The organism is Streptomyces sp. DG2A-72 (genome assembly GCF_030499575.1).
Classification (GTDB): Bacteria; Actinomycetota; Actinomycetes; order Streptomycetales; family Streptomycetaceae; genus Streptomyces.
On the sequence record NZ_JASTLC010000001.1, the window covers coordinates 3045846 to 3061380 of the forward strand.

A 15535-nucleotide genomic window follows, 5' to 3' on the forward strand; every position below is an offset into this window, starting at 1 on the left:
GCCGGCGGCCCGGACGACGTCAGCCACGACACAGCTGACGTCGTCCGGGCCGGGGAGCGGGCGTCGGGTCAGGGCGAGGACGAGTAGAAGTCCCGGGGGCACCCGCGCCGGTCCCTCGCCCGGGCGAGCAGGCTGCCCGGGTACTCCACCGCCCAGTAGCTCACCGTCGCGGCGAGAACCGCCGTTGCCGTGACGATCGCGACGGCCAGGGCGAAGCCCGGCTGGGATCCCTCGGAGGGGAGCAGGCCGGTGTCGTACAGGAGGAGCATGACCGGCTCGTGCCAGATGTAGAGGCTGTAGCTGATCAGGCCTACGGCGGTGAGCCAGCGGGCCCGCAGGGCGCCCTGCCAGCGCGGTTGCACGCTGTTGTGGAGGATCGCGTACAGCAAGGCGAACCAGAGCACGGCCGCCAGCGGGTGGTAGTACGTGCGCCAGAAGCCCTCGGGGCCGGTGGCGCGGGCGGTGTACGACAGTGCGTACAGGGCCGTCGCCGCGGTCGCCGCCAGTGCTGTCGCCGTCCGTACGCCCAGACGGCCACGGTCCTCCAACGCGACCAGCAGCACCGCCAGGCCCATCCCTGCCGCGAAACCGCCGAAGCGGGCCTGCGGGCCGAAGTAGACGGGCCAGTCGGTGTGCGGGATGCCGAGGGTGTAGTGGGCGATGGTGATCCACACCAACGGGAAGGCGTAGAGGGTCGCGCAGCCCGCCGTGCACGCCGTGATGCGGGCGCGGCGGGTGGGCAGGCGGCGGCAGGCGCGGATCGTTAGCGGGCCTACGGCGATCAGTACCAGGTAGAAGCTGATCTCCAGGGACAGGGACCAGGTGGGGCCCAGGGTGTAGAAGATCCGCTCGCGGTCGAAGATGTGCGTGAACGTGAGGTGTTCGAGCAGGTCGCGCCAGTCGCCGGGCAGGGTCGGGTTGCGGCTCGCCCAGACGACCAGGACCGCTGTCACGTACACCGGCAGGATCCGGATCGCCCGCCGGAACAGGAAGTCCTGGCCTGTGCGGACCGTGCCCTCGCCGTCGATCGCGGTGCGTGCGTACGGGAGTGTGAGCAGGTACGCGGACATCACGAAGAACAGGTCGATGACCTCAAGGGACAGCAGGGCGGCCAGGTGGGGGTTGTCGACCGGCGGGTGGCTGCCTGTCGCGTCGTACACGTAGTACTGCTGCCACACGTGGAAGGCGACCGTGCTGAGGGCGGCGAGGCCGCGGACGCCCTGGAGTTCCTGGGTGTGGGTCCGGGTGCGTTTGCGCGTGGGGCGCGCCTCAGCAGTTGGTGCGGTCGTCAGCGTCATCGAGCCACCGCCTTCGCCACCGAGCGCGGCGTGACCCGCCAACGACGGTCGCCCAGCAGTTCCTTGAGGTGCGACTGACGGGCCACCATGTTCTTGAAGTGGGTGTAGAAGACGGTCGAGATCAGCAGGTAGCGCCAGAACCAGCCGCGCCGGGCCCGCAGTTCAGGAACCGCCAGCCGCCACGCGAACGCCGCCTGCACCGCGCCTGCCGACACCGTGAACGCGGCGGCGAGCAGGCAGGTCGGCACCGCCCAGTCGATGCGGTCCACGCCGCCCGCGCGCCACACCGAGTGCAGCAGGATCGCGGGGATCTGGAGGGTCAGCCAGGGCTGTACCTCGCGCCAGCCGAGCAGCACGAACACGCCTGCTTTCTGGCGGGCGGTGAAGGCGTCCGAGCGCAGGGACCGCCACAGGTGCCGGTGTGACACCTGGAGCCAGCCCTGCGCCCACCGCGAGCGCTGGTTCCACAGTGGCCGCAGGGTCGTCGGCGCCAACTCACGGGAAATCAGGGTCCGGTCCACGGCGATCCGCGCGCCCTGCGTCAACGCGCGTAGCGTCGAGTCGATGTCCTCCGTCAGCATCGAGCCGTGCATCCGGGTGCGGGCGAGGATGTCCGTGCGCCAGAAGCCGTTGGAACCGCCGAAGATGCCGAAGCCGTACATCCGGGCCCGGCCGGGATGGCTGACCGCGTAGATGGCCTCGAACTCGGCGGCCACCTGCCGGGCCACCCAGGAGCCGTCGCCGTTGCGGATCACGCAGTGGCCCTGGACGACGTCGTGGCCGTTGGAAAGCCAGTCCCAGGCATGGCGGAAGGCATCCGGCGCCGGGTGGTGGTCCGCGTCGAAGATCCCGACGAACTCGCCGCGCACCTGTGTCACGGCCGCGTTGATGTTCTGCGCCTTGGAGGTGCTGCCCGGTACCTGGAGCAGGACCAGGCGCGGGTCGCGGGCGGCGACGGCGCGCAGGGTGTCCTCGACGGGGAGCGGGTGCGGGGTGTTGTACGCGAGGACGATCTCCAGGTCGTTCGGGTAATCGAGGCTCAGGAACGACTCGACGGTGTCGACGATCGTCGCCGCCTCGTTCGGCAGATACGCGGCGATGACGGCGCTCGCGGGCGGGTACGGCTGCGCGGGCGCGGCGGGCCGCGCGGGTGCGTCGAGCGAGAAGAGGCACTCCAGGATGATCAGCGCGGCCGACAGCAGCAGCCCGGCGACCACCACCCAGTACACGGTTCCGGCGAGGTCCCAGCCGAGCGCGTCGTACGTCTGCTCGTAGAGCAGGAAGGGGGCGCCGATGCCGAGCAGCAGGGCCAGCAGGGGGGACGTCGCCAGCAGTAACGGACGTATACGAGGACGGCGTGCGCGGCGGTGCGGGGTGCTGGCCCGCATCCACGGTTCGTAGCGGACGGGCCGCAGGTCCCGGTGGCGCAGTGCCTCGGCGACGGCGGCGACGGCCTGGGCCGTGACGTGGGCGGCTTCGCCTGTCTGGTCCGCGAGTTGGACCCAGCCGACGGCCGGGGTCAGCCGTACGTTCTCGTCGGCGACGACGAACCGGGTGCCCGCCGCGGTGGTCGCGAACTGGTGCAGCCGGCGCCGGGCCGTCTCCTCGTCGAGGCCCGGCATCAGCACGAGCAGCCGCCCCTCCTCGTCCCGGCCCAGCCGGTCGCAGCCACCGCCGAGCCGCTCGACGACCTGCGCGAGCCGCTCGGCGACCTCCTGCCGGACCCGCGGCCCGAACCGCTCCTCCAGCGTGGCCATTTCGGCGACCTGGACGACGGCGAGCACGCCGCTCCGGCGGCCGGTGACCGGGCGGCGCAGTTCCCGGTCGAGCTCGGCGCGGAAGTGGGGCGCGGAGTACAGGCCCGTACGCGGGTCCAGGGCCAGCCGCTCGACGGGGACCGGGACGCGGTTGAGCTTGGCGGCGATGCGCGCGGAGAGTTCCACGGGGTCGGATGCGTCCGGTACGCAGTCGTCGGCGCCGTGGGTCAACAGGTCGGCGACGGCGGCCGGTTCGCGGTCGTCGGTGACCATGAGCAGCGGGACGGTCTGCCCTTCGGGGGCGGTGCGGATCTCTCGGACGACGTCGACGCCGCGCGCATGTTCGTCGAGCGCGACGATCGCGTCCGGCGGGGCCTGGCGGACCTGCCGGTTCACCTCACCGGGGAGGGCGTGGACGACTTCGTAGCCGGTCGACTCTAGCGTCCGGGTGAGCCGTTCGCGCCTCGGGCCCGGGGTGCCGACGGTGAGGACACGTCCGGCGGTCTCCGGAGGAGGGCAGGCCAGAGCGTCCCGGGGCGCGGGTGTGCGCCTCAGTTGGGTGTGCATGTATGGGGTCCCATCCTGTTCGGATTGTGGGGGGAGGACCTTGATGTGGTGTGCGGTTGGTGGTGCGCGGTTGGTGGTGCGCGAGTGATGCTGTGCGTTTGTTGTGCGACGCACCAGCTTCGACGACCGCTGTGACACCGCCCCTTCAGTGGCGTAACACTTCTATGTCGTGTTCATGCCCAAATTGCGGAGGCGGGACGGTGGGACGGTTCCCTCAGCCGGTCTCGCTCACGCGGACACCGTTGGCGGCGGTGTCGAAGACCTGCCGGTACTTGTGCCATTGCGCGTTCGGCGCGGAGAGGTAGACCACGTACTGGGTGCCGTCGGTGCTGGAGAACGCCAGCTCCGCCGCTCGGTACTGCCGTGCCCTGCCGTCGAAGGTGAACTCCCAGTACCCGGCGGGTCGTCCGCGGAAGGTCGTCTTGGCCATCCGCACGCGTTCATAGCCGGGGTTGTCGCGGGCGGTCTGTTCCTCTTCCGTCTCGCGCCAGTGCCGTAGCGGATCGGTGCCCGCGAACTCGATGGCGTTGACCCTGAGCCCGACCAGGCCCGACGGGTCGATATAGGCGACTTCACCGCCGTCCAGCGTCTTACGGGTCCAGCCGTCCGGTACGGGTACGGAGAACCCGCTGCCCGCCTTCTTGAGCTGATATCCGTCGGGCACCGGCGGCAGGGTGGCGCCGGCACTGGGAGAGGCGGAGGCACCGGACCCGGACGCGTGGGAACCCGGCTCATCGGCGGTGCCCTTGAGCCACCACAGTGCGCCGCCCGCCACAGCGGCGGCGAGGGCCACTGCCACGACCGACCGCACCACCGTACGGCGGCGGTTGCCGCTGCCCTTCCCTGCGGGAGGCGAGGGGGTGGCGGCCCGGTCCGACCGGGTGGGCGGATCGAGGCGAGCGGTCCGTGTGGCGGTCACATCGCCCAGGCGGCGTTCGACCTCGTGCACGTCCATGCGCTGCCCGGGTTCCTTGACGAGCAGACCCTCGATGACCGGGGCCAGGTCCCCGGCGTTGCGCGGGGGGTCGTACGGATCCGTTGCGATGGCGTACGCGGTCTCGATCGGGGTGTCGCGGCCGAACGGGTGCTGCCCCTCGACCGCCTGGTACAGCGTCGCCCCCAGGGCCCACAGGTCACTGGCGGGACCGGGCTCGGCTCCCCGGAGGCGTTCGGGCGCCAGATAGCGGATGGAGCCGATCAGCTCACCGGGCTTGGTCAGGGAGGACGTTCCCGACTCCATGGCGATCCCGAAGTCGGTGAGGACGATCCGCCCGCCGTCACCGAGCAGAACGTTGGCGGGTTTGACGTCCCGGTGCAGGACCCCGGCGTCGTGGGCGGCGCGCAGGGCGGCGGCCATGGCCAGCCCGATCCGGGCCGCTTCCTCGGGAGGCAGCGCACCCCGCTCCTTCAGCACGTCACTCAGCGTGGCCGAAGGTATGTACTCCATGACGATGCACGGCAGGCCCTCGTCATCGACGACGTCATGCACCACGATCACATTGGGGTGCGCGATCCGGGCGGCGCTACGGGCTTCGCGGCGGGTGCGCTCGTGGAGCGTGCGGACCTCGTCGTCGTGCAGGTGCGGCGGGATGCGCAGCTTCTTCACGGCGACGTGGCGGCCGAGCAGCTTGTCCTCGGCGCGCCACACGGTGCCCATGCCGCCACTGCCCACCCGCTCCACCAACTGGTAACGGCCGGCGACGAGTCGCCCAAGATCGGACACCGAGATCGTCACCTTCTCCGCTTCCCGTTCGTGAACAGTCGAGGTCGACGAGGCACGATAACCCATACGGACGTACGGGCACGCCAACGGTTCGATCACATGGACGGGTGGGGCAAGGGTGGGGCACAGGTGGGGCACAGGTGGGGCTACCCCCACCTTCGAGGTTCCGGGCTGCCGGATGGGCCCGCGGTGGGCCGGTCCGTAGCGTCTGATCCGTGTTGACGACGATGCGAAAGCAGTGGGGCCGGCTCGTCCGGCCGAGGGTGGCGCTGGTCGCGGCCGGAGTCGGTGCGGCGGTCGTGGGGGCCACCGTGCTCGGCTCGGGAGCGTGGGCGCAGGGCGACGACAGCGGCTCGGCGGGCGGTACGCGGTTGCAGCGGGATGCGGATGCGGTGGTGGGCACCGGCGCCTCCGGTCTGGTCGTGCAGGCGCGCGACGCCGGCGGGCGTGACCGCGAGGCAAGGGCGGGCGTCCGGGATCTGGACCGGGGTGGGAGGGTCCCCTTCGACGCGTACTACCGGATCGGCAGCGACACCAAGACCTTCGTGGCCGTGGCCGCTCTTCAGCTGGTGGCCGAGGGCGAGTTGGCCCTCGACGACACCGTCGACACATGGCTGCCAGGGGTGGTGACCGGCAACGGCAACGACGGAAGCCGGGTCACCATCCGCAACCTGCTCCAGCACACCAGCGGCCTGCCCAACTACACGGACATCCTGTTCAGCGATCCCAAGGAACTGACGCCCGAGAACTATCGCGCGAAGCGCTTCACGGCGCGCACCCCCGAACAGCAGGTCGCGTTGGCCATGACACGCGCTCCGGGCTGGCTGCCGGACGCCGACGACCCCGGCTCCGAGACCCGGTGGGCCTACTCCAACACCAACTACGTCCTGATCGGCATGATCATCGAACGGGCCACCGGACATCCCTGGGAGCAGGAGATCCACGAGCGGATCATCGAGCCGCTCGGCCTGCGCCACACCCTGACAACGGGTACCTCCGCCTACGTCCCCCAGCCCACCGCCACCGCCTACCTCCAGTTCCCCGGCCGGGACGACCTCACCGACACCACGCTCCACGTCGACGGCGGCGCGGACGGCGGCATCGTCAGCACGACCACCGACATGAACACGTTCCTCCGTGCCCTGATGGACGGCACGTTGCTGCCGCCGAAGCAACTGGCGCAGATGCGCACCACGGTGCCGACACCCGACTTCGCCGGCGGCGACAAGGCCCGCTACGGGCTCGGCATCGCCTGGCGCCCCGTCGACGGCTGCGACACCGGCGTCTGGTACCACGGCGGCACGTCCTTCGGCACGGTCTCCGAGGCCGCCGTCACTCCGGACGGCGAGGTCTCGGCCGCGGCGGCCGTGTTCACCACGCGCTTCGGTGACGAGCAGCGGTCGGCGGCGCAGGAGAAGGCGACGCACGGGATGGTCGAGCGCGCGGTGTGCGGAAAGCGCCGATAGGGCGTGTTTCGAAAACGCTTGGTGGCAATGGTGGAGTGCTCGGGGCTGGTCCAGAATGCTCGGATGCTCATGCTCGAGACTCCCCGTCTGCTCCTTCTGTCGATCGCCACGCCGCCGGGCTCCGCCACGTGCTGATGAGCCCGGCACACCGTGGAATCGACGTTCAGGTCCCACGTGATCGCCCCCTCCATATCGGCCTGGCGCTGGAGCCGGGAGAGGATCCGATCCCAGGTGCCATCCCGCTGGCACCGGCGGAACAAGTCGTAGATCCGACCCCACGGCCTGAAGTAGATCTTGGATCTGATCAAGGCGTGGCGCAACGTGCGCAAGGCCATCAAGGGCGGCGGCCGTCGCGATCGCGCCGAACACCGGGCGGGATCTGATGATGATCTGTTGCAGGCTCGCTCCTCATCTCCCGCACGTGCACTGCGGTTCAGCTACGTTCGCGGCCGTTCGGACAAGACCCGATCTCGCGGCCCGCCCACGAGCCAGCCGCCCATGAATGCAGGTGAAAGTCCCGGTACGCAGCCCAAGACCCGACCAATACAGTTGGAAAGCGCGTTGGGGGCGGGCAGCCGCAGGCGGTGTTCAACCTGCTTGACATGGTTGAGGTGTCGTGAGGTGATCCACACACCGTGATCCTGTGGGGGGAGATGTTGTGTCGTACATGGCCGTGACGCTCGCTGGTGCTGACTCGCCGGGTGAGCATCTCCAACTCGCGGCCTTCACGGCCGCGGCTGCGGTCTGTTTCACCTGGGTGGGGCGCAGGCAGCGCGGAACCGGGCGTAGCCTGATCGCTCCGAACGAGACGATGAGAACCGCCGATCGGCTGGTTTCACCGCCGCCGTCAACTCGCGGCCACCGAGCCGCCGGGTGCGTGTGGATCGGCGTGGGAGGCATCTTCGTCTTGCCGGCAGTGTTCAACATCGTGGCCGCGATCCGGGGACTCATCGGCTAGACCCGGGTAGGGCCTGCCCCACGACGTGGACATACCGCCGCGCCGCAACCGCACCAGATCGAGCGGGGAACAACGGGGAATCGCGGTGAAAGTATCCGAGCTCGAAAAGCTGATGTGCTCTGGTGTGCTCCCGGCCCAGAACAGGTCAGACGCGGCTCGAGGACACTCCGCAGGTTGAGGCCCCCGCCGACCGGTTCTGCCTCGGGCGGAATACGGGGCAGGGTCGGCTCTCTTGGGCAGTCTTGCAGGAACGACCGCCCAGTTCCACGGTCGATGAGGCGTGAACGCATGGTGCGGAGCGTGGCCGCCTTGAGCTCGGACGAGGTCTCTGGATGGTCGGGGACGCGGGCAGGAGGGGTAATTGATGGCACCGACGGCGTCATACGACGAGATCGCTGACTGGTACGAGACCGAGTTCCTCAACCGCCCGCGTGCCGGAACGGGAGATGGGCACCCTCTGAGCCTGGACGTTCTCCTCAACGATCTTCTGGGTGAAGGCAGCGGCACCTGCCTGGAGATCGGCTGTGGCACCGGCATCCACGCAGACCGCCTCCGTGCGCTGGGCTGGACCCCGATCGGCGTCGACCTTTCCGGCGGGATGCTGCGCTATGCGTGTGAGCGGCTGCCGGTCGCGCAAGCCGACGCCGGGCGATTGCCGGTCCGTGACGGTTTCCTGCCTGCGGCTGTCGCGGTGATGGTGCACACGGATATGCCCCGTTATCCGGAGGTGCTGCGTGAGGCCGTTCGAGTTCTGCGTCCGGGTGGCGTGTTCGTGCACATCGGTGTCCATCCCTGCTTCTCCGGTGGATTCGCAGATCGCGGCGACCTTGAGGCAGTTGTCATCCGCCCTGGCTATCTCGACGGCCGCTGGACCAAGGCGTCCTGGACGGACAAGGGAGTGCGCGACAAGGTCGGCGCCACCCATTGGCCCCTCCCTGAACTGCTGCACGCGTTCCTCGCCGCCGGCCTGACACTCGACCGGTTCGCCGAAAGCGGAGCCCCCACACCGGCCGTGCTGGCAATCAAGGGCACCAAGCCTCGGTGATCCAGCTAGACGACAAGCCAACCTCGATGCTGGTGCGGGCAGGCGGGTAGCCCGGCTGTCGCGACGGGTGGGCGCCGGCTTCCACGGTTCCAGAGGACTTCGAGTGCTCGTCGGGACGGGATCGCTGCTGGTTAGCCGGGGTTCGGGAGCGCGTCGAGGCGTTCGATCGCGGCGGTGATGACATCGGTCCAGGGCCAGTGCTGCGCGAAGCGCAGGTAGCGGCGGCGGCCGGTGGTGATCAGGTGGGCGGCTGCGGAGAAGAGCCGCAGCCGTATCCGGCGGGGTTCCCAGAGGCGGGCTTTGCCGGTCAGGGCGAGCAGGGGCAACCAGGCCAGAACCGCAAGGGCGAGCTGGACTGTCTCCAGCCAGATCCGGTTCTGCGCGGTGTCATGCAGGGGCAGGTTGGTCAGCCCGGTGGTGCGGGCGGCGCGGATGCGGTCCTCGGCCCGCGCCCGCAGCCGGTGGCGCAGCTCCAGCTTCGCGATCGGGGCGTCGGCTGTGTTGGTGGCGAAGCAGGTCAGCCGATGGCCGTCGGCGTCGGTGAAGCGCAACTGGGCCCCGGGGTGCGGACGTTCCTTGCGAACGATGAGCCGCATCCCCTTCGGCCGGCCGTGAAGCACGACGCCGGCCGGCTCTGCGACCCAGGCGCCGTCGCGGATCTGGCCGTCGGACTCGATCGCCGGGGTCCAGGCGGAGGCCGGCACCTTGAGCACGGCGGCATAGATGGCGTCGGTGATGGTCATGCCGACGGAGTACGAGAGCCATCGGCCGCGCTGGGCGAGCCAGGCCACGAACTCGTGCGTACCGCCGCCGGAATCGCAGCGGATCAGGGTCTGCCGCCCGCGTCGATACGGCTTGGGCAGCTGGGCCAGGGCCATTCGCGTGGCCTCGATGTGATCGGCGGCGGTGTTGCTCCCGGCATTCCCCGGCCGCAGCAGCGCAGCCACCGGCTCCCCGCTCCCACCCGGACCGTGGTCGACGAACGCCATCAGCGGGTGATGGCCATACGTCTTCCTCCAGGTCGCGGCGGCGTCCTGCTTGTCCGAGTGCGCGATGACCAGCACTCCGTCGACGTCCACGATCACCTGCCCGCCCGCGTCCGGTGCCGCCCCGCCCGCCAGCTGCCACACCCGCTCAGCGGGTGACGGCCATACGTCTTCCTCCAGATCGCGGCGGCGTCCTGCCTGTCCGAATGCGCGATGACCAGCACTCCGTCGACGTCCACGATCACCTGCCCGCCCGCGTCCGGTGCCGCCTCGCCCGCCAGCTGCCACACCCGCTCGCGAACTTCGGCCCGCGCGGCCCGGATCGCGGACAGGGGTCGCTGCCCAGCCGCGGCCAGGACATCGACCAGCCGGGACTCCGTCGGATCCGAGGCCACCGGACCAAACACCCCAGGCTCCGCGCGGAGCATGCCGACATCGGCCAAGCAGTCGCCGCTCAGTGCGGTCGCGAGCGCCACATCCATAAGGATCTTGCCCGGGTCGTGCACAGCCCGCGGCTTGCGCCATGTCTCCAGCGCCGAAGAGATCGCGCGATACAGTCCGGTCTTGCTGGCAGTCTCGACGAGCGACACCGCGCCGGCTTGGCCGACGACGCCGCGACCGCCGCCCTCAAGGCGGACACGGGGTAGGACCCGAAACGCTGCTTCACCTGGAAAGTGCCTCCGAACCACGCGCGGACAAGGACCTCGACAATCCTCATTCTCGCTGGTCAGAGGCATTCTCCGTGTTCGTGATCACGATCCGGACAGCCCGCCACGCGAAAGGCCGAAGCTGGAGCCCGGTGTCGGAATCGGTCAGTCGCTGCGGGATTTGCCGAACTCTTCTATCAGCACGGGATACTGCTCCCCACCGTGTCCGGCGGCGATCGCGCGGTCGGCCATCGCCTTGATCAACTTCGGCAGTTCGGCGTTGACACCCACCGCCTCGCTCTCCTCGATCAAGTGAGCCATCGCCCGCGCGTCGGTCTCCAGGGCCGACACCTCGGCCGGGAAGGAGCCGCTGTCGATCTGCTTGGCATACCCAGGCAGCCATTCGGCCACACCGGTAGCGATCTGCTGCGCAAACGGCGCATACGTGGCGGCGTCAACACCGGCCGTCCTGAGCAGGGCAGTGCCCTGCAGCCAGGCGTTCAGGACGCTCCACATCATGGCCAGGCCGGCCACGTCGTACAGGGATGCCAGCCCATGGTCCGCGCCAAGGTAGGTGGCGGTGCCGAGCGCGTCGAGTGTTGACTTGTGTGCCTCGAAGTCCGACTGCGGCCCGCTGTGCAGGATCACTGCCTCGGCGCTGCCGATCGTCGGTGGGATGGCCATGATGGCGCCGTCCAGGTAATGGGCGCCGCGCTGCTCGGCCCATTGGGCGGCTTCCCGAGCCTGGGTCGAGTCGCCCGAGGTCAGGTTGATCAACATCGTGCCGTGCAGCTCGATATCGCTCGCGCCGAGCAGCTCGTGCATGGCCTGGTAGTCGGTGACGCAGATGATCGTCAGGGAACCTGCCTTGAGCGCGTCGCCAACTGTTGGCGCCAGCCGTGCACCCTGGGCCACCAGTTGGTCGGCCTTGGAGGTCGTACGGTTCCACACGGTTGTGGGATGCCCGGCTTTCAGGAACGCGCCGGCGAGTGCCTGGCCCATCAGCCCAAGTCCGATGACTGTCACGGGTGTTTCGGGTTTGCTGTTCATGGCAGCATCGTCAACGTTGATACCGGTGTGAAGGTCAAGTGAGGTTTCGATGCGGATCGGGGAACTGAGTCGTCGGGCGGGCGTCAATGCCCATCAGTTGCGCTACTACGAGGCCCAGGGCCTGCTGGAGGCAGACCGCGGTGCGAACGGATACCGCGAGTACGGCGAGAGCGCCGTGCTGCGGGTGAAGCAGATCCGGCACCTGCTTGGTGCTGGTTTGTCCTCCGAGGACATCGCGTACTTGCTGCCCTGCGCGGTCGGGGAGGCCCCGGAGCTGCTCGGGTGTCCCGAGTTGCTGGCCGCGATGCGGTCACGGCTGCGGCGACTGGACGATCAGATGGACAGGCTCGCTCAATCCCGCGACGCTCTTGCCGACTACATCGACGCGGCCGAGCGAATGGGCAACGAGACCTATCCACCATTTGACGATGCCGACCTGGAGCCCGTGCCCGCCTGAGCAGCCAGAGTGCCCCGTATTGCGAGCCGTCTCGACCAGCAGCACCCCGCTGGCCTGCGAGACCACCGCCGACGCCCCGGCCTGGAGACGATCACGTGGAGACAGAGCAGCACGCTTCACCTGAAGAGTGACTTCTCTCCCGCGGTGGACGGAGCCTTCGACCAGCCCCTCGATCAGCATCCGGGGCGCCGCGCCCAACATCGTGAAAGCCCCAGGCTAAGGCCTTGAGCTGGTTCCGAAGCTCTGTCCCGGCACTTCGGGCCGGGACAGAAGCCGCGTGGCTACGGTTCGAGGCCGCTGGCCTTGGCGATCGCCTCTACCTCGCGGCGGAGTCGTTCCCGCTCGCTGTCGCTCTGATCGGGATCCGTGCCCGTAGAGGTTCCGACGTCGACGAAGGTCTGCGCGCCGAGTGGGCCCAGGAGGGTCAGGAGTTGTTGGAGCTGCTTGCCGAACTCCGGGGTGAACAGCTCCTGCTCGCGTGGGGAGAGGGCGATGTCGATGTCGGTGTTGCGGTGGACCAGGGCCTCGTTGGTGCCCTTGAGGATGCGCAGCAGCAGGTCGTACGACTCGGGATCAAGGCCGTTCTGGAGCTCGGACAGGTAGAGCGCGAACTGCTTGGTGCTCTCCAGGAATCCGTGTTCGTTCATGGGGGCATCGTGGCGGATCACCGGCTGCGATATGGGGTGTTTCTGGGGATTGGCTGTCTTTCCTCTGCCTGGCTTGACAAGTCAAGAACGCAGGGCAGGGAGTTCGGACAGCATGGATCCCATGGCCCACGACACCGACCGCGACGGAATCATCGAGCTTCAGACCGCCGACAAGACGACCGGCCGGCTCATCGGAACGCTTGTGCCGCAAACCCTCGCCGCAGCCAACCTCCACTCGTTCAAAGCCTGACCGGCACCCCTTTGCCGGTGCGGTTTTCCGCAGGGTGGGTCATGCGGAAAACCGCACCGCACCGGACGGCAACCCTCATACTGGCGTTGAGCTGCGGTTTCTAGGTTGGATGGCGGTCGGGGCCGTTGCCCCGGCGAACCTGTCCCTCCGCTGGGAGACCCGTATGCAGCTCACGTCCTTGGCTCTGACCGATCAGCCGACCGGCGGCGTCGCCGGCTGGGCTGCCGATCTTGTGGAGACCTTGGGTGGTCCGGGAGCCGGTCTGGCCATCGCGTTGGAGAATCTTTTCCCGCCGCTGCCGAGTGAGGTGATTCTGCCGCTGACCGGGTTCGCGGCGGGGCAGGGGTCGCTGAGTCTGGTCTCGGCGCTGTTCTGGACCACGCTCGGGTCGGTTGTGGGGGCCGTGGTGCTGTATTGGATCGGCATGGTTTTCGGGCGTGAACGCATGCACGCCATCTGGGCGAAGCTGCCGCTGGTGAAGGCCTCCGATCTGGAGCGTACGGAGCGCTGGTTCGTGAAGCACGGCACCAAGGCGGTGTTCCTCGGCCGTATGGTTCCGATCTTCCGGAGTCTTGTCTCCGTGCCCGCCGGGGTGGAGCGTATGCCGCTGCCCGTGTTCGTCATGCTGACGACGCTGGGCAGCTTGATCTGGAACTCCGTTCTGGTGCTGGCCGGTTACTGGCTGGGCGACCAGTGGTCGTCCGTGGAGAGGTATGTCGGGGTCCTCTCCAAGGGTGTGCTGGTCCTGGTGTTCGTGGCCCTTGCGGCATACGTCGGCGTACGGCTGCGCGGCCGCAACCGGGCCCAGCACCGCCGTACTTCATGAACTAGGCTCGGCGCTCGTGCAGGGGGATTCCGCAGGCATCATCGGCCAGGACTCCGCAGGCGTCACCGGCCAAGCCCTGTCGGCCTCCTGGCCGCGTCGAAGTGCCGGTACGCTCCTCGGCTGCGTCACGGGACTGTTCGACTTCCTTCACTTCCTCGTCGTCGGCACCGCCCTCGGCCCCTTCCTGCTGTGGCCGCTCACCCGCGCCGGCGCCCTCGGCATCCTCATGACCGGGGCTCGTCGGCTGATGGTCCTGGAGCGGAGGCGGCGGGCCGTCTTCTTCGGCGATGTCTTTCCCGGTCGCTACCGGGCGTCCGACCAGAAGGTCCTGCGCTATCTGGCGGTGCGCAGTTACGCCGGTCTGCTGTGCGGTGTCGTGATCGCACTGCTGGGTTTCGGCATCGTCCTGGCGGGGCTGCTCGTGGCGGGAGTGGTGCAGGGGAGCGTCCGCTGGGACGAGTTGCTGACGCAGGTGCTGTTGGGTGGTGTGCTGCTCTTCCTCAATCTCCAGGGGCTCCACTCGCTCGCCGCCCTGGACGCGCGTCTCGCCCGCGAGCACTTCGGCCCCTCAGAGCGGGAACTGCTGCAGCGGCGCATCCACGAACTGGCCGCCAGCCGGGCAGCGGTCGTGCAGGCGGTCGACGCCGAACGCCGGCGTATCGAGCGGGACCTGCACGACGGAATCCAGCAGCGCATGGTGGCACTGGCCATGCTGCTGGGCCGGGCACGTCGGGGGCGCAGTCCCGAGCAGGCGGACGCCATGCTGCGCCAGGCGCACCAGGAGTCCCAGGACATGCTGGCGGAGCTGCGCGAAGTGACCTGGCGGGTCTATCCCTCGGCGCTGGACAGCCTGGGGCTCGAAGAGGCGCTGGGCGGGGTGTCCGAGCGGTGCGGCATTCCCGTACGGACGGAGTTCGACGTCGGTGGGCCGCTGCCTCAACCCGTGGCGACCGCCGCGTACTTCGTGGTGTCGGAGTCCGTGACCAACGCGGCCAAGCACTCCCGTGCCACGGCCGTCTCCGTGCGGGTGGTGCTCCGCGGCAGAATGCTCGCCGTGCAGGTCCAGGACAACGGCAAGGGCGGCGCGGATCCGACGGGCGGCGGGCTGAGCGGACTGCGCAGCCGGGTGGCCGCGCTCGACGGCGTCCTGCGTGTCGACAGCCCCGAAGGGGGACCCACCACCATCACCGCGGAGCTGCCATGCGCCTGATGATCGCCGAGGACTCGACCCTGCTGCGCGAGGGGCTGGTCCGGCTCCTCGTGGAGGAGGGGCACGAGGTCCTGGGCGCGTACGGCGACGCCGGGCCGCTGCTGGAGGAGATCGCCGTACGGCGGCCCGACGTCGTCGTACTCGACATCCGGATGCCGCCTACGCACACCGACGAGGGGCTGCGTGCCGCGCTGGAGATCCGTGAGAGGTGGCCGGAGACCGGCGTACTGGTGCTGTCCCAGCACATCGAACGCAACTACGCCGCCCAGCTGCTGGCCTCCAACGTGGAAGGAGTCGGATACCTCCTCAAGGACCGCGTCGCACAAGTCGAGGAGTTCCTGGACGCATTGGAGCGCATTCAGGCCGGGGGCGCCGCCATCGACCCGGAGGTGGTACGGCAGTTGGTGGTCCGGACGACGCACGCCGACCCCCTGACCCGCCTCACCCCTCGCGAGCGCAGCGTTCTCGAGACCCTGGCCCAGGGGCACACCAACACGGCGATCGCTCAGCAGCTGCACATCTCGCTGAGCGCGGTGGAGAAGAACCTCAACGCGATCTTCGACAAGCTGGAGCTGTCGCACACCACCGGTTACAGCCGGCGGATCCTGGCGGTGCTGAGGTATCTGGAGGCGTAGCGAACGCCGGTCA

At 69.1% G+C, this 15535-nt stretch carries 14 protein-coding genes and 1 pseudogene; 8 read left to right on the forward strand and 7 right to left on the reverse strand.

Going from position 1 to position 15535, the window contains the following annotated elements:
• Positions 1-68 precede the first annotated feature (68 nt).
• The 3 genes from QQY66_RS14635 to QQY66_RS14645 all read right to left on the reverse strand — a co-directional run bounded on the left by QQY66_RS14635 (position 69) and on the right by QQY66_RS14645 (position 5345).
• Complete coding sequence (locus QQY66_RS14635; protein ID WP_301979853.1) at positions 69-1298, reverse strand: acyltransferase; 1230 nt, start codon at positions 1296-1298, stop codon at positions 69-71.
• Positions 1295-3622 (reverse strand): glycosyltransferase, encoded by a 2328-nt coding sequence (locus QQY66_RS14640; RefSeq protein ID WP_301979855.1) that lies wholly within the window; start codon positions 3620-3622, stop codon positions 1295-1297. The genes QQY66_RS14635 and QQY66_RS14640 overlap by 4 nt, the downstream gene beginning before the upstream one ends.
• 214 nt (positions 3623-3836) lie before the next feature.
• Entirely contained in the window at positions 3837-5345 is a 1509-nt protein-coding gene (locus QQY66_RS14645; protein ID WP_301979856.1) for a serine/threonine-protein kinase, read from the reverse strand.
• A gap of 215 nt (positions 5346-5560) precedes the next feature.
• Here QQY66_RS14645 and QQY66_RS14650 point away from each other — a divergent pair, with 215 nt between their 5' ends.
• From QQY66_RS14650 to QQY66_RS14660, 3 genes are all read left to right on the forward strand, one after another.
• Positions 5561-6811, forward strand: a complete 1251-nt coding sequence (locus tag QQY66_RS14650; RefSeq protein ID WP_301979857.1) for a serine hydrolase — start codon at positions 5561-5563, stop codon at positions 6809-6811.
• 667 nt (positions 6812-7478) lie between these two features.
• Complete coding sequence (locus QQY66_RS14655; RefSeq protein ID WP_301979859.1) at positions 7479-7769, forward strand: hypothetical protein; 291 nt, start codon at positions 7479-7481, stop codon at positions 7767-7769.
• Between the two features lie 364 nt (positions 7770-8133).
• Positions 8134-8814: a class I SAM-dependent methyltransferase gene (locus QQY66_RS14660; RefSeq protein WP_301979861.1), complete on the forward strand. Its 681-nt coding sequence runs from the start codon at positions 8134-8136 to the stop codon at positions 8812-8814.
• A gap of 131 nt (positions 8815-8945) precedes the next feature.
• Here QQY66_RS14660 and QQY66_RS14665 read toward each other — a convergent pair.
• The 3 genes and pseudogenes from QQY66_RS14665 to QQY66_RS14675 form a co-directional block, all read right to left on the reverse strand.
• A pseudogene (locus QQY66_RS14665) lies at positions 8946-9950 on the reverse strand (IS1380 family transposase); the annotation flags it as partial.
• Entirely contained in the window at positions 9896-10537 is a 642-nt protein-coding gene (locus QQY66_RS14670) for a transposase (RefSeq protein WP_301979862.1), read from the reverse strand. The gene QQY66_RS14670 and the pseudogene QQY66_RS14665, both read right to left, overlap by 55 nt.
• Before the next feature lie 75 nt (positions 10538-10612).
• On the reverse strand, positions 10613-11497 hold the full coding sequence (locus QQY66_RS14675) for an NAD(P)-dependent oxidoreductase (RefSeq protein WP_301979864.1): 885 nt from the start codon (positions 11495-11497) through the stop codon (positions 10613-10615).
• Positions 11498-11546: 49 nt separating this feature from the next.
• On the opposite strand from QQY66_RS14675, the gene QQY66_RS14680 reads away from it, so the two are divergent.
• Complete coding sequence (locus QQY66_RS14680; protein WP_301979865.1) at positions 11547-11954, forward strand: MerR family transcriptional regulator; 408 nt, start codon at positions 11547-11549, stop codon at positions 11952-11954.
• Between the two features lie 281 nt (positions 11955-12235).
• Here QQY66_RS14680 and QQY66_RS14685 read toward each other — a convergent pair whose 3' ends face one another.
• Positions 12236-12601 (reverse strand): hypothetical protein, encoded by a 366-nt coding sequence (locus QQY66_RS14685; RefSeq protein WP_301979867.1) that lies wholly within the window; start codon positions 12599-12601, stop codon positions 12236-12238.
• A 121-nt stretch (positions 12602-12722) separates the two neighbouring features.
• Here QQY66_RS14685 and QQY66_RS14690 point away from each other — a divergent pair, with 121 nt between their 5' ends.
• The 4 genes from QQY66_RS14690 (at position 12723) to QQY66_RS14705 (ending at position 15522) form a co-directional block, all read left to right on the forward strand.
• The gene (locus tag QQY66_RS14690; protein WP_301979868.1) at positions 12723-12851 is read left to right on the forward strand and encodes a hypothetical protein; all 129 of its coding nucleotides are present in this window, start codon (positions 12723-12725) and stop codon (positions 12849-12851) included.
• 163 nt (positions 12852-13014) lie between these two features.
• Complete coding sequence (locus QQY66_RS14695; RefSeq protein ID WP_301979869.1) at positions 13015-13677, forward strand: DedA family protein; 663 nt, start codon at positions 13015-13017, stop codon at positions 13675-13677.
• Positions 13678-13717: 40 nt separating this feature from the next.
• Entirely contained in the window at positions 13718-14887 is a 1170-nt protein-coding gene (locus tag QQY66_RS14700; RefSeq protein WP_301987317.1) for a sensor histidine kinase, read from the forward strand.
• Positions 14878-15522 carry a response regulator transcription factor gene (locus tag QQY66_RS14705; RefSeq protein ID WP_301979871.1) on the forward strand — a complete coding sequence of 215 codons (645 nt, stop codon included), beginning with the start codon at positions 14878-14880 and terminating at the stop codon, positions 15520-15522. The genes QQY66_RS14700 and QQY66_RS14705 overlap by 10 nt, the downstream gene beginning before the upstream one ends.
• Positions 15523-15535: the final 13 nt, after the last annotated feature.